Origin of the sequence: Streptomyces catenulae, assembly GCF_000718015.1 — a bacterium.
GTDB classification, from domain to species: Bacteria; Actinomycetota; Actinomycetes; order Streptomycetales; family Streptomycetaceae; genus Streptomyces; species Streptomyces catenulae.
In genome coordinates, this window is record NZ_JODY01000001.1 from 428,792 (window position 1) to 446,543 (window position 17,752).

At 73.8% G+C, this 17,752-nt stretch carries 16 protein-coding genes and 1 pseudogene; 8 read left to right on the forward strand and 9 right to left on the reverse strand.

Translation table 11 applies throughout. From position 1 onward, the window contains the following. Window positions 1-24: 24 nt before the first annotated feature. The 4 genes from IF23_RS0101900 to IF23_RS0101915 form a co-directional block, all read right to left on the reverse strand. Window positions 25-885, reverse strand: coding sequence for a carbohydrate ABC transporter permease (locus IF23_RS0101900; RefSeq protein WP_030279018.1), 861 nt, complete (start codon window positions 883-885; stop codon window positions 25-27). Continuing rightward, window positions 882-1,853 (reverse strand): carbohydrate ABC transporter permease, encoded by a 972-nt coding sequence (locus tag IF23_RS0101905; RefSeq protein ID WP_030279020.1) that lies wholly within the window; start codon window positions 1,851-1,853, stop codon window positions 882-884. Before IF23_RS0101905 ends, IF23_RS0101900 begins: the two co-directional genes overlap by 4 nt. Continuing rightward, window positions 1,834-3,204, reverse strand: a complete 1,371-nt coding sequence (locus tag IF23_RS0101910; RefSeq protein ID WP_030279022.1) for an ABC transporter substrate-binding protein — start codon at window positions 3,202-3,204, stop codon at window positions 1,834-1,836. The genes IF23_RS0101905 and IF23_RS0101910 overlap by 20 nt, the downstream gene beginning before the upstream one ends. A 126-nt stretch (window positions 3,205-3,330) precedes the next feature. Beyond that, window positions 3,331-4,092, reverse strand: coding sequence for a DeoR/GlpR family DNA-binding transcription regulator (locus IF23_RS0101915; protein ID WP_030279024.1), 762 nt, complete (start codon window positions 4,090-4,092; stop codon window positions 3,331-3,333). A 482-nt stretch (window positions 4,093-4,574) separates the two neighbouring features. On the opposite strand from IF23_RS0101915, the gene IF23_RS0101920 reads away from it, so the two are divergent. Then, on the forward strand, window positions 4,575-5,030 hold the full coding sequence (locus IF23_RS0101920; protein WP_245654857.1) for an STAS domain-containing protein: 456 nt from the start codon (window positions 4,575-4,577) through the stop codon (window positions 5,028-5,030). Between the two features lie 98 nt (window positions 5,031-5,128). Beyond that, window positions 5,129-5,857 (forward strand): FadR/GntR family transcriptional regulator, encoded by a 729-nt coding sequence (locus IF23_RS0101925; RefSeq protein WP_030279026.1) that lies wholly within the window; start codon window positions 5,129-5,131, stop codon window positions 5,855-5,857. Here IF23_RS0101925 and IF23_RS0101930 read toward each other — a convergent pair. Next, window positions 5,800-6,828 carry a LysR substrate-binding domain-containing protein gene (locus IF23_RS0101930; protein ID WP_078653721.1) on the reverse strand — a complete coding sequence of 343 codons (1,029 nt, stop codon included), beginning with the start codon at window positions 6,826-6,828 and terminating at the stop codon, window positions 5,800-5,802. The genes IF23_RS0101925 and IF23_RS0101930 overlap by 58 nt on opposite strands. Window positions 6,829-7,085: 257 nt before the next feature. On the opposite strand from IF23_RS0101930, the gene IF23_RS0101935 reads away from it, so the two are divergent. From IF23_RS0101935 to amaB, 3 genes are read left to right on the forward strand one after another with little or no spacing between them, the layout of a single operon-like run. Continuing rightward, complete coding sequence (locus tag IF23_RS0101935) at window positions 7,086-8,342, forward strand: NAD(P)/FAD-dependent oxidoreductase (protein WP_078653722.1); 1,257 nt, start codon at window positions 7,086-7,088, stop codon at window positions 8,340-8,342. A gap of 20 nt (window positions 8,343-8,362) precedes the next feature. Beyond that, window positions 8,363-9,775, forward strand: a complete 1,413-nt coding sequence (gene hglS / locus IF23_RS0101940) for a 2-oxoadipate dioxygenase/decarboxylase (RefSeq protein ID WP_030279032.1) — start codon at window positions 8,363-8,365, stop codon at window positions 9,773-9,775. After that, window positions 9,772-11,313 carry an L-piperidine-6-carboxylate dehydrogenase gene (gene amaB / locus IF23_RS0101945; RefSeq protein WP_030279033.1) on the forward strand — a complete coding sequence of 514 codons (1,542 nt, stop codon included), beginning with the start codon at window positions 9,772-9,774 and terminating at the stop codon, window positions 11,311-11,313. The genes hglS and amaB overlap by 4 nt, the downstream gene beginning before the upstream one ends. 87 nt (window positions 11,314-11,400) lie before the next feature. Here amaB and IF23_RS0101950 read toward each other — a convergent pair whose 3' ends face one another. Further along, window positions 11,401-12,150, reverse strand: coding sequence for a hypothetical protein (locus IF23_RS0101950; protein WP_030279034.1), 750 nt, complete (start codon window positions 12,148-12,150; stop codon window positions 11,401-11,403). After that, complete coding sequence (locus IF23_RS0101955) at window positions 12,147-12,752, reverse strand: RNA polymerase sigma factor (protein ID WP_078653723.1); 606 nt, start codon at window positions 12,750-12,752, stop codon at window positions 12,147-12,149. The genes IF23_RS0101950 and IF23_RS0101955 overlap by 4 nt, the downstream gene beginning before the upstream one ends. Window positions 12,753-13,298: 546 nt before the next feature. On the opposite strand from IF23_RS0101955, the gene IF23_RS0101960 reads away from it, so the two are divergent. Next, a complete protein-coding gene (locus IF23_RS0101960; RefSeq protein ID WP_030279038.1) occupies window positions 13,299-14,120 on the forward strand; it encodes an SAM-dependent methyltransferase in 822 nt (273 codons plus the stop codon). Between the two features lie 91 nt (window positions 14,121-14,211). Here the strand turns inward: IF23_RS0101960 and IF23_RS0101965 are convergent, their stop codons facing one another. Beyond that, window positions 14,212-14,901, reverse strand: coding sequence for a hypothetical protein (locus IF23_RS0101965; protein WP_030279040.1), 690 nt, complete (start codon window positions 14,899-14,901; stop codon window positions 14,212-14,214). 43 nt (window positions 14,902-14,944) lie between these two features. Here IF23_RS0101965 and IF23_RS30825 point away from each other — a divergent pair. Then, window positions 14,945-15,629 (forward strand): annotated as a pseudogene (locus tag IF23_RS30825) (transposase family protein). Window positions 15,630-15,648: 19 nt separating this feature from the next. On the opposite strand, the gene IF23_RS0101975 reads toward IF23_RS30825, so the two are convergent. Next, a complete protein-coding gene (locus IF23_RS0101975) occupies window positions 15,649-16,386 on the reverse strand; it encodes a TetR/AcrR family transcriptional regulator (protein ID WP_051739090.1) in 738 nt (245 codons plus the stop codon). 160 nt (window positions 16,387-16,546) lie between these two features. Between IF23_RS0101975 and IF23_RS0101980 the strand changes: the two genes are divergently transcribed. Further along, complete coding sequence (locus IF23_RS0101980; RefSeq protein WP_030279044.1) at window positions 16,547-17,629, forward strand: alpha/beta fold hydrolase; 1,083 nt, start codon at window positions 16,547-16,549, stop codon at window positions 17,627-17,629. Window positions 17,630-17,752: the final 123 nt, after the last annotated feature.

A 17,752-nucleotide genomic window follows, 5' to 3' on the forward strand; every position in this document is an offset into this window, starting at 1 on the left:
CCGCCCGGTGCGCGGGGCGCGCCGCTACTTCACCGCCCCCAGGGACAGCCCCTGCACCAGCTTGTCCTGGGCGGCGAACCCGGCCGCCAGCACCGGCAGCGAGATCACCGTGGCCGCCGCGCAGACCTTGGCGAGGAAGAGGCCCTGGCTGGTGACGAAGCCGGTCAGGAACACCGGCGAGGTGCCCGCCACGACTCCGGTCAGCACCCGGGCGAAGAGCAGTTCGTTCCAGCTGAAGATGAAGGAGATCAGCGCGGTGGCGGCGATACCGGGCATCGCCACCGGGCCGACGATCCGCAGCAGCGTGGTGGTGAGCCCCGCACCGTCCAGCGACGCCGCCTCCAACATCTCGACCGGCACCTCCGCGAGGAAGGACCGCATCATCCACACCGCGATCGGCAGATTCATCGAGGTGTAGAGGAGGACCAGCAGCCAGATGTTGTCCAGCATCCCGGTGTTCTGCGCGACGAGATAGACCGGCAGCAGACCGGCCACCAGCGGCAGCATCTTCGTCGACAGGAAGAAGAACAGCACATCGCTCCACTTGCGCACCGGCCGGATCGACAGCGCGTACGCCGCCGGGACCGCGAGCACCAGCACCAGCAGGGTGGACAGGACCGAGGCGGTCAGCGAGTTGACCAGCGGCGGCCAGGGGCTGAGCCCGCCGCCGCCCGCGCCGAAGAATTCGCGGTAGCCGTGGAGCGTCAGCGGGGCGGTGAGCGACGGCGGATTGGTCGCCGCGTCCTGCTCGCCGTGCAGGGACGTCAGCACCATCCAGGCGACCGGCAGGAAGAACGCGAGGCCCGCGAGCCAGGCCACCAGCCCCAGCAGGCCGTTGGTGCGGCGGCGGCGCCGCAGGGAGACGGGTGCGGTGGTCGAGGTCATCGGGTGATCTCCTCGCGGAGCAGGGACGACACGGTACGCAGCGCGAAGGTCGCCACCAGCAGCGAACAGAGCACGACCACCACCCCCTGCGCCGACGCCCGCCCGTAGTCATGGGCCTGGTAGAAGGTCTGGTAGAGGGTGTACGGCAGATTGGCGGTGCCCAGACCGCCCGAGGTGATGGTGAACACCGCGTCGAAGTTCTGCACCACGTACACCGTGCCCAGCAGCGCCGCCAGCTCCAGATAGCGGCGCAGATGCGGCAGCGTCAGATACCGGAAGATCGCGAACGCCCCGGCGCCGTCCATCCGCGCCGCCTCGATCGCGTCCGCCGGACGCGACTGCAGCCCGGCCAGCAGGATCAGCATCATGAACGGCGTCCACTGCCAGATCAGCGCCGCCTCGACGGCGGCCAGCGGCGAGGACGTCATCCAGTCCGGCTGCGGCGCGCCGTCGCTGCCGAACAGCCGCCACACCGCGGTCAGCACGCCGTTGAACAGCCCGTACGACGCGTTGTACAGCGCGTGCTTCCACAGCAGCGCGGCGGCCACCGGCACCACCAGGAACGGTGTGATCAGCAGCGTGCGCACCAGGCCCCGGCCGAAGAACTTCCGGTCCAGCAACAGTGCGAGCCCCAGCCCCAGCACCAGGCTGACCAGGACCACCACCACCGTCAGCAGCACCGTCGTGATCACCGAGGCGCGCAGCGCCGGATCGGTGAAGACCGCGGCGTAGTTGTCGAGGGCGGCGAAGCCGCGGCGGTCCGGGGCGAGCGCGTTCCAGCGGGTGAAGGAGAGCACCACCGTGGCCACGAACGGCAGCTGGGTCACGATGATCAGGAACACCAGCGCGGGCAGCAGCGGCGCCCGCCGCGCCCACTCCTTCGCCCGCCGGGCGGCCGGTCCCCGGACGGGCGCCGCACCCGCGGACGCGGGCTCGCTCCGCACGGTCTCAGCGGTCGGTGTAGGCATCGGACACCTCCTGGGCGAGCCGGCGGCTCTCGGCGAGGGCCGCGGCCACGCTCTGCTTGCCCGCGATGGCCGCACTGATCTCCTGGGACACCTTCGTGCCCAGGTCGGAGAACTCGGGTATGCCGACGAACTGGATACCGGGCGCCGGACGCGGCTGCACCCCCGGATCGTCGGGCCGCGCGGTGCGGATCGCCTCCTCCGTCGCGGCGGCGAAGGCACCGGACTCCTTGCGGTACTCCGGATCGCGGTAGAGCGAGGCGCGTTTGCCGCCCGGTGCCCGCGACCAGCCCAACTCCTTGCCGACCAACCGCTCGTAGCCCTTGCCGGACGCCCATGAGACGAACTTCCAGGCGGCGTCCTGATGACGGCTCGCCCGCTGCACGCCCCAGGCCCAGGTGTAGAGCCACCCCGCACTCTTCGTCCGCTCGACCGGCGCCGGTACGTAGCCGACCTTCCCGGCGACCTTGGAGCCGTCGCTCTCCAGCGACCCGGCGCCCGCCGTCGCGTCGTACCACATGGCGACCTTGCCCTGCTGCATGTCGTTGAGGCACTCGGTGTACCCCGCCTGCGGGGCGCCCGCCTCGCCGTGCCCGCGGAGCAGATCGACGTAGAACTTGGTGGCCCGGGTGAACTCGGGGGAGTCGACGCGGGGTTTCCAGTCCTTGTCGAACCAGGTGCCGCCGAAGGTGTTGACGACGGTGGTCAGCGGTGCGGCCAGCTGACCCCAACCGGGCTGACCGCGCAGACAGATGCCCTTCATACCCTTACGGGCGCCGTCCAGCTTCGCGGCCAGTGTGGCGACCTGACGCCACGTCGGGTGCGCGGGCATGGTCAGCCCGGCCTCCTTGAGGACGTCCTTGCGGTACATCAGGAACGACGACTCGCCGTAGAACGGCTCCGCGTAGATCTTCCCGTCCGCCGCGGTCAGCGAGGAGCGGACCGGCGCCAGGATGTCCCGCTGGTCGAACTCCGGGTCCTGCGCGGCGCGTTCGCCCAGCGGCGTCAGCCAGCCGTTGCGGGCGTAGATCGGCGTCTCGTAGTTGCTCAGGCTCGCGACGTCGTACTGTCCGGCCTGGCTGGAGAAGTCCTGGCTCATCTTGTCGCGCAGATCGTCCTCCGGCAGCAGCGTGAAGTGCACCTTGATGCCGGTCCGCGCGGTGAAGTGCCGGGCGGTCAGCCGCTGGAGGTCCACCATCTGCGGGTTGTTGACCATCAGGACGTTGATCGTGTCGCGGCCGTCGTTGCCGGTGTCTCCGGCGCCGCGGTAGCAACCGGCGCAGGTCAGCGCCAGTGCCAGGGCGGCCGACGCCGCCGTGCGGGCCCGGCGGATCCCGGGGGAACGTGCTCTCACGGCTCGTACCTTTCTGGACGTGTCCGGGCCGCCGCGCCGGGGGGACGCGGCGGCCCGCACGGGGCGAGGGGCGGCCGACGGGCCGCGGCGACGGACGGAGACCGCGGACGGCGCGGCCCGCCCGGGTCAGACCCGGAGCACCTGGGGCCCCAGGAGGGAGTAGCGGTGGGCCTCCGGCGCGGAGAGCCCGGCGTCGGTGACGACGGTGTGCACGTCCCCGATCGCGGCGAACCGGCAGAAGCTGCTCGCCCCGAACTTGCTGTGCACCCCCACCAGCACCCGCCGCCGCGAGGACCGCACGGCCTGCTCCTTGACCTCGGCGACCGCCGGGTCCGGCGTGGTCAGACCGTGCTCACGGGAGATGCCGTTGGCGCCGAGGAACGCCAGATCGATGACGAAGCGGGCGAGCATGTCCCGCGCCCACGAGCCGACGGTCGCCTGCGTCCCGCCGCGGACCCGGCCACCGGCGAGCAGCACCGTCGCGGACTCGTTGGCCGACACCAGCGAGGCGGTGCGCAGCGACGGGGTGATCACGGTCAGCGGCCGGTCGGCCGGGAGCAGCCCGGCGACCAGCTCCGGGGTGTACCCCTCGTCGACGAAGACCGTCTCCGCCTCGCCGAGCAGCTGCGCCGCGGCCGCCGCGATCCGCCGCTTCTCGGGCACCTGCTGGGTCTCCCGGCGCGCCAGCGTCGTCTCGAACCCCGCGCTCTCGACCGGGTAGGCGGCCCCGTGGGTCCGCCGCACCAGCCCGCGCCGCTCCAGCTCGCTCAGGTCCCGCCGTACGGTCTCCCGGGCGACGGCGAACTCCTCGGCGGCGTCGGCGACCTCCACCCGGCCGCGCTGCCGGGCGAGCACGAGGATCCGGTGCTGGCGTTCCTCGGCCCTCATGGCTCACTCCTGCGCTGTACGTCGGCCCGCCGGGCCCGGATCAGGGGACGCGCGCCGATCCGTTCGGTCATGGACCTGCCCGTTTCTGCCCGCCCGAGGTTTATAGCAACCGATCCGGGGCGTTCCGCTGCCCGCAGGAAGAGAAAAGTTGCCCGCTTCTGCCCGCGCTTTTTCGCTCCGTGGCGGTTCGGCGGGCCGTCCGCCGCCCGTTTGACCGCTCCCGACGGTCCGCGGGCATCTGCGGGCGCACCGACCCCGGCGAATTCCGGCCGGACCGGCTGACCGAATCGCTCCCGAATGACCGTAAAAGATCATCGAAGACCCTGGATGATCACTCGTGTGAGGGGTTCGGGACGGTCCCTGAGCGGCGGCGCAGCACCCACCCGCACCCCCGCACCCCGGCCCGCCCGCCGGGGCACGCCCCGAGCGCACCGGCAGCCGCGGCGGCGGGGCCGGAAGCCGGGCCGCTTACGCTGGACGGCATGAGTGCGGATATGCGATCGCTGGCGGTCACGGCACTCGTCCAGGCGGACGAGTGCGCGGTGCTGCGTGTCACGGGGGAGCTGGACCTCCGCACCGAGCAGGCATTTCTCGCCGAGGCCCGGTCCGTCGTCTCGGCCGGACACCGCTTCCTGGTGCTCGATCTGACCGCCCTGCGGTTCTGCGACTCCCGCGGCCTGAGCTGCCTGCTCGCCCTGGAATGGCTCTGCCGCCGCCTGGAGGGCCGCCTCCTCCTCGCCTCCCTGGGCGTCCGCATGCTGCGCCTCCTGGTCGGCACCCAGTCCCTCGGCGTCTTCTCCTGCTACCCCACCGTCGGCCACGCCCTGGCCGCCGTCCCCCACGCCAGCCGCCCCGTCTGGCCCCCGGAGCCGGAGGAGCCGCAGGGCACCGAGGACCCGGACCGCGAAGCGCCTGCCGGGGGCCCGTCGCCGACCTGAGCGCGGGCCCGTCCCACGGCCCCCTGCCGCGTCATGTCCGATTGATACGCTGCGCCCGGCCGCAACGGGGAGAGGGGCATCAGGTGCCGGGTGCTGAGGTGGCGCAGGCGCGTCGTGGACGGTCGTCGCTCCGCCAGGAGGTGGCCGACGAGATCAAGCGCCATATGCTCGCCCACCGGATGCGCCCCGGCGATCTCCTGCCCACCGAGTCCGAGCTGTGCGCCACCCTCGGCGCCAGCCGCTCCAGCGTCCGCGAGGCGGTCAAGTCCCTCGCCGCGCTCGACATCGTCGAGGTCCGCCACGGCCACGGCACCTACGTCGGCGGGCTCGGCCTGTCGGCGCTCGCCGAGAGCGTCACCTTCCGCGGGCTGCTCAGCCCCGACGACGACTTCCGCGCCTACGCCGACCTCGTCGACGTCCGGGAACTCTTCGAACGCGGCAACGCCGACGGCATCGTCGCCGCCCTGACCCCCGCCCACCTCGACGCGCTGGACGACCTGGTCACCGAGATGGCCCGGCACCCCGCGGGCGGCGAGGGCTTCACCGCCGCCGACCGCGCCTTCCACACCCTCCTCGTCGAACCCCTCGGCAACGACCTGATCAGCCAGCTCACCCAGGCGTTCTGGGACAGTTACGCGACCGTCGGCCCGCACCTCGACCTCGTCACCCCCGGCGACGAACGCCAGACCCTCGCCGCCCACCACCGCGCCGTCGTCGACGCCGCCCGCTCCGGCGACGCCAGCGCCTTCGCGGCGGCGATCGGGGCGCACTACGCACCGGTGCGCGGACGGGTGGCCGCGGCCCGCGGAGCCACGGGACGGCCGTAGCCGCCGGACGGATCCGCCGCCCGGTCCGCCTCCGGCCCGCCCGTACGCCCGTCGGCACCGGCCCCCGGCCCCGCCGCCCCCTCGCCCAACGCCTCGATCAGCGCGGCGACCGGGGGCCGCCGCCGGGCCACCGCGTCCACCGCCACCACGAGATGCCGCTCCAGCGGATCCTCCAGCGAGGCCACGGTGACGCCCTCCGACCGCAGCCGCAGCATCAGATCCGTCACCGGCGCCACACCCAGCCCCGCCGCGACCATCGCCAGTGACGTCGCGGTGTCGGTGACCTCGTGCGCCACCCGCGGCTCGAACCCGGCGCGGCGGCACGCGGTGCGCACCGCCCGCCCGTAGTACGACGCGGGCGCCGGGAGGATCCACGCCAGCTCCGCCGCCCCGGCCAGCCGCAGCGAGCCGCGCGCCGCCTCCCGGGGCGGGCACCCGGCCGGGACCGCCAGCGCGAACCGCTCGGTCCGCAGCCGCACCAGCGCCACCTTGCCGTCCCGCGGCAGCGGCGCGTCCGGATAGTCGAGCCCCAGCGCCAGATCCACCCGGCCCGCACAGACCTCCGCATACGCCTGGTCCACGTCCACCTCGCGGCTCACCACCCGCACCGCCGGATGACGGGCACGCAGCCGGTGCAGGGCCGGCGGGAGCAGGACCGCCGCCGCGCTGCCGAAGACGCCCAGCACCAGCCGCCCGGCGACCTCGCCCCGGCCGCGTTCCAGCGCCGCCAACGCCGCCGCCTGCGCCGCGAGAATCCGCTCGGCGTGCACCGCGAGGGTGCGCCCCGCGTCGGTCAGCTCCACCCGGCGGCCCGCCCGCCGCACCAGCTCCGCGCCGGTGGCCCGCTCCAGCGCGGCGATGTGCTGCGACACCGCGCCCGGCGTGTACCCCAGCGCCGCGGCTGCCGCGGTCATCGTGGCGCCCCCGGCCAGTTCCAGGAGCGTTCTGAGCTGCGGGCCCGGAAGTTCCATGGCGTCAATCTACGGGCGCGCGGTCCGCCGGGGGAGGGGGCCGCGGACGCCGTCGCCGCGCGCCGTCCACCGGGAATCCGCAGGACCCCTGAAAGATCACATGGAGCAACTCTCCATGGACGTCCGGTCGCCGGGGCCCCACCATCGAGGCACCCAAAGGCGCGCCGCGACGCCGCCCCGGGCCCGCCGGGCGGCGCCACCCGGCGGCGCACCGACCCCGCACCCACCCAGGTACCGGACGACGGGAAGGCGAACCGATGGCTCCCACCGCAGACCGGACCGGCGGTCAGACCCCGGACCGGGCGCACCGGCCGGGCACCGCCCCCACCCCGGCCGACCTCCCCGACCTCCCCGACCACGCCGACGTCGTCATCGTCGGCGGCGGCGTCATCGGCGCCAGCACCGCCTTCCACCTCGCCGAGGCGGGCGCCGGGGACGTGGTCCTCCTCGAACGCGACCGCCCCGCCTCCGGCTCCTCCGGCAAACCCCTCGGCGGCGTCCGCGCGCAGTTCTCCGACCCGCTCAACATCCGCCTCGGCCTGCGCAGCCTCGACGCCTGGCGCGACTTCGCCCGCCGCCCCGGCGCCGACATCGGCCTGGCGCACAGCGGATACCTCTTCCTCCTCGGCGACCCCGCCGAACGCGACCTCTTCGCCGCCGGTGTCGAGCTGCAGAACTCCCTCGGCGTCCCCAGCCGCCTGATCACCCCGCGCGAGGCCCATGACCTGTGCCCGTACGCCGACCCGGCCGCCCTCGTCGCCGCCGCCTGGTCACCCGCCGACGGCTACGCCCGCCCCGAGGCCGCCGTCACCGGCTATCTGCGCGCCGCCCGCCGCCTCGGCGCCCGCGTCCACCCCCACTGCCCGGTCACCGCCGTCGACACCGCCGCCGCCCCCGGCCTCCAGGCGGTCCGCACCCCGTACGGCACGATCCGCACCCCCGTCGTCATCTGCTGCGCCGGTGCCTGGTCCGCGAGCGTCGGGGAGATGGCCGGGGCGCGGCTGCCCGTCACCCCGCTCCGCCGCCAGATCGCCCTCACCGGCCCGCTGCGCCCCGCCCCGCCCCGTATCCCCTTCACCCTCGACTTCGCCTCCACCCTCTACTTCCACAACGACACCGCCGACGGCCTCCTCCTCGGCCTCTCCGACCCCGACCAACGCCCCGGCTTCGACCGGAGCTTCAGCCGCGAATGGCTCGCCCCCTTCCGCGCCGCCGCCGCCCGCCGCGCCCCCGCCCTCGCCCGCCTCCCGGTCCGCGACGGCTGGGCCGGGCTCTACGAGATGACGCCGGACCGCAACGCCCTCATCGGCGAGGCGGACCGCGCCCCTAACCACCAGGGACGGTTCCTGTACGCCACGGGCTTCTCCGGCCACGGCTTCCTCCAGGCGCCCGCCGTCGGCGAGATCGTCCGCGATCTGTACCTGCGCCGCACCCCGTTCCTCGACGTCACCCCGCTCTCCGCCGCCCGCTTCGACGGCGGAGCCCCCGCCCGCCCCGAGGCCCACATCATCTGACCGCCCCTGGAGGCTCCCGTATGGTCCCCACCTGGCGGCTGCGCACCGCCTTCGCCCGCCGCCTGTCCGCCGTGTACGGCACGGAGGTCCCCGCGTACACCACGCTCCTCGACGTGACCGCGCGGATCAACGAGGAGACCGTGCGCCGCGACGGCCACCCCGGACACCTCGGCGGACTCGACCGCGTCACCGCCGAACGGCACGGCGCCATCCGCGTCGGCACCCCGGACGAACTCCGCCAGGCGGGCGCGGTCTTCGCCGCACTCGGCATGCACCCGGTCGGCTTCTACGACCTGCGCGACGGACCCGGCGCCGTCCCCGTCGTCTCCACCGCCTTCCGCCCCCTCGACGCCGAGGAGCTGGAACGCAACCCGTTCCGTGTCTTCACCTCCCTGCTCACCCCCGACGACCGCCGCTTCTTCGACGACGGTCTCGCCCGCCGCCTCGGCACCTTCCTCGGCCGCCGCACCCTCTTCCCGCCCGCACTCCTCGCCCTCGCCGCCCGCGCCGAGGACGGCGGCGGTCTCCCCGACGCGGACGCCGACCGCTTCCTCACCCTCGCCACCGACGCCTTCGCCCTCTCCGCCGAGCCGGTGGACCGCGCCTGGTACGAGGAGCTGTCCCGGGTCAGCGCCGTCGCCGCGGACATCGGCGGGGTCACCACCACCCACCTCAACCACCTCACCCCGCGCGTCCTGGACATCGACGCCCTCTACCGGCGGATGACCGACCACGGCATCACCATGATCGACCGCATCCAGGGCCCGCCCCGCTGGGACGGCCCCGACGTCCTGCTGCGCCAGACGTCGTTCCGGGCGCTCTCCGAACCCCGCGCCTTCCGCGAGACGGACGGCCGCGTCACCGACGGCACCCTCCGCGTCCGCTTCGGCGAGGTCGAGGCCCGCGGCATCGCCCTCACCCGCACCGGCCGTACCCGCTACGACGCCCTCACCGCCGAGACCGACCGGCGCACCGCCGCCTCGGACACCACCGGATCGGACGCCGCCGCGGACCACGCCGCCACCGCCCGCGCCGTCTGGGAGGCCGGATTCCCCCGCACCGAACGGCTGCTCGCCACCGAAGGGCTCGCGTTCTTCACCTACGCCCCGGCGCTCACCCGCCCCCGCGACGGCCGCCGCCCGCCCGACGGCCTCGCCGCCCTCCTCGACCAGGGCTGGCTGACCGCCCGTCCGATCGTCTACGAGGACTTCCTCCCGCGCTCCGCCGCCGGAATCTTCCGCTCCAACCTCACCCGCGACACCACCCGCGACACGGAGCGCACCGCCGCCCCCTACGACGCCGACCGGCTCGCCGCCGCCCTCGACCGCCCCGTCCACGACCCGTTCGCCCGCTACGCCGACCGCAGCCTCACCACCCTGCGGCAGGCCCGCCGCGCGCTGGGCCTCACCCCGACGCCCGAGGAGTCCGTATGAGCCACCCCACCACCGACGCCCTCCGCGAGCGGGCCACCGCCGCCCTCGCCCGCTGCGGCGCCACCACCGCCCCCGACCCGACCGCCGCCCCCTCCGGCGCCACGCTCACCGCCCGTACGCCGCTGACCGGCGGCACCCTCGGGACGCTGCCGGTCACCACCGCCGACGAGGGGGCTGCCGCGCTCGCCGCCGCCACCCGCGCCTTCCACGCCTGGCGCACCGTCCCCGCGCCGCGCCGCGGTGCGCTCGTCAAACGGCTCGGCGCGCTGATCGAGGCCCACCAGGACGACCTCGCCGATCTGGTGACCCTCGAAGCGGGCAAGATCCGCTCCGAGGCGCTGGGCGAGGTCCGCGAGATGACCGACATCTGCGACTTCGCGGTCGGCCTCTCCCGCCAGCTCCACGGCCGCACCATCGCCGGGGAACGCCCCGGCCACCGGCTCAGCGAGACCTGGCACCCGCTCGGCGTCACCGGCGTGATCACCGCCTTCAACTTCCCCGTCGCCGTCTGGTCCTGGAACGTCGCCCTCGCCCTCGTCTGCGGCGACCCGGTCGTCTGGAAACCCTCCGAACTCACCCCGCTCACCGCCCTCGCCTGCACCGCCCTGCTCGCCCGGGCGACCGCCGACACCGACGCGCCCGACGGCCTGCACCACCTGCTGCTCGGCGGCCCCGACCTCGGCACACTCCTCGCCGACGACCCCCGGGTGGCGCTGGTCAGCGCGACCGGTTCGGTACGGATGGGCCGCGCCGTGGCGCCCCGCGTCGCCGCCCGCTTCGGCCGGTCCCTCCTGGAGCTGGGCGGCAACAACGCCGCCGTCGTCGCCCCCTCCGCCGACCTCGACCTCGCCGTCCGCGGCATCGTCTTCGCCGCCGCCGGAACCGCCGGGCAGCGCTGCACCACCCTGCGCCGTCTGATCGTCCACGAGGACGTCGCCGACCGCCTGCTGCCGTGCCTCGCCGACGCCTACCGCAGCCTCCCCGTCGGCGACCCGTTCGCCGAAGCCACCCTCGTCGGCCCGCTCGTCCACCGAGGCGCCCGCGACGCCATGCACGAGGCGCTGGCCGCCGCCCGCCGCGACGGCGGCACCCTCCTCGCGGGCGGCGAGGCGTGTCTGACCGCCGAGGCACCGGACGCCGCCTACGTCCGCCCGGCGCTGGTCCGGATGGACCGGCAGACCGCCGTCGTCCGCACCGAGACCTTCGCCCCGATCCTCTACGCGCTCACCTACCGCACCCTGGACGAGGCCGTCGCCCTCAACAACGAGGTCCCGCAGGGCCTTTCGGCCGCCATCTTCACCCGGGACCAGCGGGAGGCCGAACGCTTCCTCGCCGCCGACGGCTCCGACTGCGGCATCACCAACGTCAACCTCGGCACCTCGGGCGCCGAGGTCGGCGGCGCGTTCGGCGGCGAGAAGGAGACCGGCGGCGGCCGCGAGTCGGGCTCCGACGCCTGGCGCGGCTATATGCGCCGCGCCACCAACACCGTCAACTACTCCGACGCGCTCCCGCTCGCCCAGGGCGTCACCTTCCTGTGAGGGCACCGCTCCCGGGCCCGCCGGGGCCCGCCGCCGCGCGCCGGACGGTGCCGCGGCGGCAGGGCCCGGGGCCCTGCCGCCGCCCGGTCAGCGGGCCCCGCCCAGATCCCGGACCAGCGTCGGCGAGGGCCGCGGGATCTCCCCGAAGTCCTCGTCGTCGCCGTCCACCGTCAGCCGGTTGATCACCCCCTCCAGTGCGGGCGGCAGCGTCGGCGCGAGCCCGCTGTGCCACTGGACGAGCAGATTGTGCCGGGCGGCGTCCGGCAGCAGCTGACGGGTGTCGAACGCCGGGATCTGCCGCCGCTCCTCGTCCGGCGCGTGCGCCGCCTGCTCCCGCCAGTACGCCGCGTCCCGGAAGTCGCCGTTGCGGCGGTGCGCCAGATAGAGGCAGTACGCCGCGGTCCGGCTGCCTGCCCCGGCGCCGAAGTGCCACCAGAAGTGCGCCGCCTCGCTCCGCCCCGTGATGTGCAGCAGACAGGCGAAGACCAGCGCGCCCTCCGGGTCGATCCGGTGCTCGTCGACCAGCCGCTCCAGACTGGCCGCCGCCGCAGCCGCGTTCACCACCAGCGCACACGCCAACTCCAGCTCGTGCGTTGCCTCGTCCCGCGCACTGGGGTACGCACTGGGCGCACCCCGCTCGGGCCGCACCGCCGGAGCCGCGCCGCCCGCCGGGCCCGCCGCCGGACCGTCGCCGTCCAGCAGCCCGAAGCCGTCGAGGACGCCGCGGTCGTCCAACTCCCCGAACGCCTCCAGATCGTCGATGTCGGCGACCGCCGCGGCGGCGTCGAGCAGCGCCTCGACGGTGTCGCGCCGACCGGTGTCGTGGACCGATGTCATGGCCGCTTCCCCCTCGTGTCTCCCTGATCCATGCCGAGCGCCGCGGCGAGCCTGCGCCGCCCCCGGCTGGCGTGCGAACGGACGGTGGCCTCGTCGACGCCGAGCAACGCCGCGATCTGCGCGTCGCCGTACCCGATCACATGGCGCAGCACGATCACGTCGCACTGCCGCTCCGGCAGCCGGGCGATCGCCGCGTACAGACCCAACTGGCTCTCCAGTAACGCGAACTGCGCCTGGAACTCCCGCAGCAGCGCCTTGGTGACCACCGCGAACGCCGCGGTCTCGGTGAGCGCGGTGGGCTGTCGGTGGTCGTAGAGCCACTCCACGACGCACTCCTTGAGGAGCGCCCAGGCGAACGCCTCCACCGACGCCTGCCGCAGCGCGTGCGGCCACACGGCGGCCAGCCGCCGGAAGGCGCCGCAGGTCACCTCGACGGCGGCGTCGCGTCCCCCGGTGTGCAGATACGCGTACTTGAGCCACTTGCGCGCATGGGTGGTGTGGAACGCCTCGAAGGAGAGGGAGAGCTGACGCTCCGTCTCCGTCCCGGCGTCCGTGTCCGTGTCCGTGGCCCCGAGGGTGCTCGGGTCGGCGTACCGGCTCATGTACGCCCCTCGCGCGTGCGCCGGGTATATCGCTCCCGGGCGCCCTGGCACGCTCCGCGTACGCCGGTGGTGAAAGGGGGCGCGCGGGGAGTGCCGTGCGGGCGACGGCCGGGGACCGCCGGGCCCTGCTGATCGTCCGCCGCGCCCCCTCCGGTCGGGCGTGCGCCCCGGTGGATGGGGGCGGGAGCCGGTGCCGGTATGCGCTCACGAGCCGTCCTCGTTCCGTTCGCCGTGCACCGCCGGTCCCGGTGCGTCAGCTGCCGGGGGAGCGGCGGGAGGACGGTTGTCCTCCCTTCCAATGAACAGGAAAGTGCACCCATTTGTGGCACGGGGGCGAAGAAATCCGCCGTCGGGTATTCATATGACCGCGCGCGACCGGGGGCACGGACGCGGGCCCGCTCCGCGCGCCCGGCGCACGCCGTCCGCCCCGGTGTGCGCCCCGGCCGCCCGGGTGCCACGGTGCGGCCCGTGACGGCGGCGCGGTCCGGTGCCACAATCGATCATGGCCGCCGAGCGGCGGTCCGCCGACAGGAGAGGCCGGACACGATGAGCGAGCAGAGCGCGTCAGGGGTGGACCTGCAGCTGGACCGGGCCCATTCGGCCCGTATCTACGACTACTTCCTCGGCGGGAAGACCAATTTCCTCGCCGACCGGATGGCGGCCGGAAGGGTTCTCGGGGTCTTCCCGGGCGCGCTGGTCGCCGCCCGTATCAACCGCGAGTTCATGCACCGCGCCACCCGCATCCTCACCGAATCGGGCATCCGCCAGTTCCTCGACATAGGCACCGGCATCCCCACCCCGCCCAACCTCCACGAGATCGCCCAGTCCGTGGCGCCCGACGCCCGCGTCGTCTACACCGACAACGACCCGATCGTCCTCGCCCACGCCGCCGCGCTGCTGCAGAGCACCCCCGAGGGCCGCACCGCCTACGTCCAGGCCGACGCCCACGACCCCGGCGGCATCATGGCCGCCCCCCAACTCCTGGCGGCGCTGGACCTCACCCGGCCGGTGGGCCTGAGCCTGAACGCCCTGATGCACTTCGTCACCGACGACGGCGAGGGCCGCGCGCACGCCATCGTCGAGGCGCTCAAGGACGCGGTGCCCAGCGGCTCCACCCTCGCGATGACCCACGCCACGCCGGACTTCGCGCCCGAGGTGATGGCCGGGATCGTCGAGATCTACGGCGCCGCCGGGACCGCCCTGCAGTTCCGCACCCGCGCGGAGTTCGCCCGCTTCTTCGACGGCTGGGAGCTGCTGGAGCCCGGCATCACCCTCTCCCACCAGTGGCGCCCCGACCGCCCCGAGGACGCCACCCACGTCACCGACGCGGAGGCGGCCTGCTACGCGGCCATCGCCCGCAAGCCGTGATGCCCTGGGCGAGTAGTTCCGCATGCCCAGGCGAGTGATCCTGTACGACACGCTGTACGAGGTCAGCGGGCCGGCGGGATGCGCAGCAGGTTCATCGTGCCTGCTCGCGCCATTGCGCGAAGCTGCCCTGAACCTCGGCGATGCCGGGGTGGCGCACGGCGTCCAGCCCGTCATCGGCGAGAAGGTCGGCGATCAGGGACGAAGAGCCGAATACCTCGGTCGCGCTCAGGTCCCAGTCGGTGAGAACGAACCAGGAGTCCTCCACGGGCCACCAGTGCGCGGGAAACTGGGTCCCTGCGGGCCGGTCGGGCCATGCGCAGGCGGCGTGGTGGGCAAGTGCCTCCTCCAGTCGGCCACGGCGGGCCGGGATCGGGCGGCCGATGTCCTCGATCGCGGCCTGGGCCCAGTAGCACTCCGTCCGCGGCCCGTCGGAGCTGTGCCGGGCAAGGACCTCGACCAGGCGGGCCAGGCTGTCGCGGTCGATTTCCCCCAGGTCCGGTTTCTCAAGATCCTCGGGCAGGTCCAGCCCCTCGAAGACCCTGAAGGAAGGGGTGCACCGCCAGTCCTCCAGACGCTTGCCGGCATGGGCCAGCACGTCATCCCACCGGACCCGTTCCCCTCCCACCGTGATGGTGTGCAGAACCCAGCAGCGATCCGGGAACCCCTCCTGGGGTTCGTAGCCCAAGATGGCCTCGTCCCCCTCCAGGATCGGACGCATACCGCCCAGCGAGTCGTCATCCGACACAAGCTCCAACGCGACAGCCCTCGACATTTCGATCATGCATGTGACGTTCTGTGATCAGTCGAGGTTAAGCGACAAACCGATGGCATGTTCGGAGGTGGAGGAAGGGGGCCGAGATCGTTTTGTGGCGAACGAGTATGTGGACGCCCTCGTCACCGGGCCGTACGTGAAGATCGACGACGAGATCGGAGGGATCCGATGGCTCGGCGGTCCGCCGCAGTTGAGCGATTCCGAGCCGGTGTGTCTGGCGGTCGCGCCGGTCCTGCTGGGGTTCTCCTCGGAGGCGCGCTGGCTGCGGTTCGCCCGGGGCAACCTGGGCTCGATGTTCCCGTACCTACCCAAGCGGCCGGGGTGCAACAAGCGGCTTCGGACCGCGTTGCCCCTGGTCAAGCGGGCGATGCGACTGCTGGCCGCCGACACGGACTTCTGGTTCGGCAACCACTGGATCGTCGACTCGACGCCGGTGCCGTGCGGGATGTCGAGGCCGAAGGTGGAGCGGTCGGAGATGGCAGGCTGGGCCGGATACGGGTACTGCGCCTCCCACTCCCGCTTCTTCTGGGGGCTTCGAGCGCGAGGTCCTGGCCGCCACGCCGGACCGTGAGCCGCGTCTGACGGCCGACCGGCCCGGTCTGCCGGCACGGCGACGGACCTTCGAGGGCGTCGCCGTGCGCGTCGCCCAGCGCGTCCTGGCGATGGCCGTGGCCATCTGGCACAACCACAGGAGTGGCGCCCCGGTCCTGCGGTCGCTGACCGCATTCGATCACTGAACACATCGGAACTACTCGTCTAGGCCCGCCCGGCAGACTCCACGAGGCCCTGGATACCGTCGAGTACACAGGACAGGCCGAAATCGAGCGGGTCGTCACCGGCGGGGGCGAAGCCGCCCTCGGTGACCGCCCGGGTGACGGCGGGGAAGCGCTCGGCGTGCAGGGTGAGTTGCTGGGTGGTGAGGCGGTCCCACTCCCGGTCGCCCTGTTCGTCGCTGTCGAGCGTCTGCTGGGTGAGGTTGCGTACCAGGCTCAGGACGAGGATCGCGGCGTCGTGCCGGTGGCGGGCGCCGAGCCCGGTCGGTTCGAGGGCGGCCAGCGCCGCGTCCAGCCAGGCCACCTGGTGCGGCCCCATGGCCTGGCGCCGCAGGCCGGTGGCGGCCAGGATCCAGGGGTGGGCGCGGTAGACGTGCCGACAGGCACGGGCCCAGGCTTCGATCCGGGGGCGCCAGCCGCCCGGGACGTCACCGAGGTCGGGCGGTGAGCTGAGCACGGTGTCGACCATCAGGTCGATCAGGTCGGGCTTGCCGGGGACGTAGCGGTAGAGCGCCATCGTGGTGACCCCGAGCAGCTCGGCGACCCGCTGCATGGAGAGGGCGTCGAGCCCTTCGGAGTCGGCGATCCCGATACCGGCGCGGGCCACCTGGACGGGTGTGAACTTCGGCTTCGGTCCCCGCCGCGGGCGGGCCTCGGCCTCGCCCCACAGCAGCGCCAGGCTGGCGCCCGGATCCCGCTTGCTCTCCCTGTTCGCCGACACGGTACCGGCCTCCTCTCCGCACGCGGGCCGCCGGAACACCGGTGGGCACCGGGGGCGTTGCCGCCCGCCGAATAACTGTGTATAAGGTACACAGCAATTAACTGTGTAGTGCGTACGCAGTTAATGGATCGTCGTTCACCGCCCTTTCCCGGAGGTCTCCATGCTCAGCACGATGATCACCGCCGCGGCCGGTGCCTGCCTCGCCGCGCCGGTCGCCGGTCTCCTCGTCCACCGCGCCGTCGTCCGCGCCGACCGCGCCCGTCGGCTGCGCATCACCGGCCGCCACGGCATCGACGAGCGGTACTTCACCCGTATCGGCGGGCTCGACCAGTGGATCTCCGTCCGCGGCGAGGACCGCGCCCACCCCGTCGTGGTGGAACTGCACGGCGGGCCCGGCTCGTCCCATTCGGTCCTGACCCATCTCTCCCGCGACTGGGAGCGGCACGTCACCCTGGTGCGCTGGGACATGCGCGGCACCGGCAAGACCCTGCGCCGCTCCGGCGCGGACGGCCAGGGGGAGATGACGTTCGCGCGGCTGCTGGCGGACGCCGCGGAGGTGGTGGAGCACGTCCGGGAGCGCCTCGGCGTCCGGCGGGTCGTGCTGCTGGGCTGCTCCTTCGGCAGCGCCCTCGCCCTGCGCCTGGCCCGCAGCCGCCCCGACCTGGTCGGGGCGTACGTCGGAACCGACCAGAAGATCTTCGACGGTGGCCGGGACCGCGCCGACCACGACGCCGTCCTGGACCGGCTGGAGCGGGCGGGGAAGAAGAAGGAACTCGCCGCGGTACGGGCGATGGGACCGGATCCGCGGGCCTGGAGCGCCGAGCAGTTCGGCCACTTCCACCGCGCCGCCGCCACCACCGACCCGCACACCTTCGCCGCGATGAAGTCCGTGGTGATGAAGTCGCTGTGGTACTCGCCGCTGCACTCCCTGCGGGAGATCCCGGTCTTCTTCCGGAGCTTCCTGGTCTCGTCGGCCGTGCTGCCGGGTACCGCCGCCTTCGACGACCGGGCGGACGGCACCCGGTTCGACGTCCCGTTCTTCGTCGTCCAGGGCGCCTGTGACCTGGTGAACACCCCCGCCCGTGCCCGCGCCTTCTTCGACGAGGTCCAGGCCCCGGTCAAGGAGTTCACCCTGATCGAGGACGCCGGTCACTTCGCCGCCTACCGGCGCCCCGACCTCTTCCTCGACGTCCTCCGCACCCGCGTCCTGCCCACGCTCGGCGGCGACCGGCAGGAGGCGTGAGGCAAGGTCCGCGGGCCGATGCGGGCCCCGGGAACCGCACCCCGGCGAGCCGAACCCCGGCCCGGAGCCCGGAGCCCGGCGGCCGCCGGCCCCGGTGGCCGCCGGGCCCGGTGGCCGCCGGGC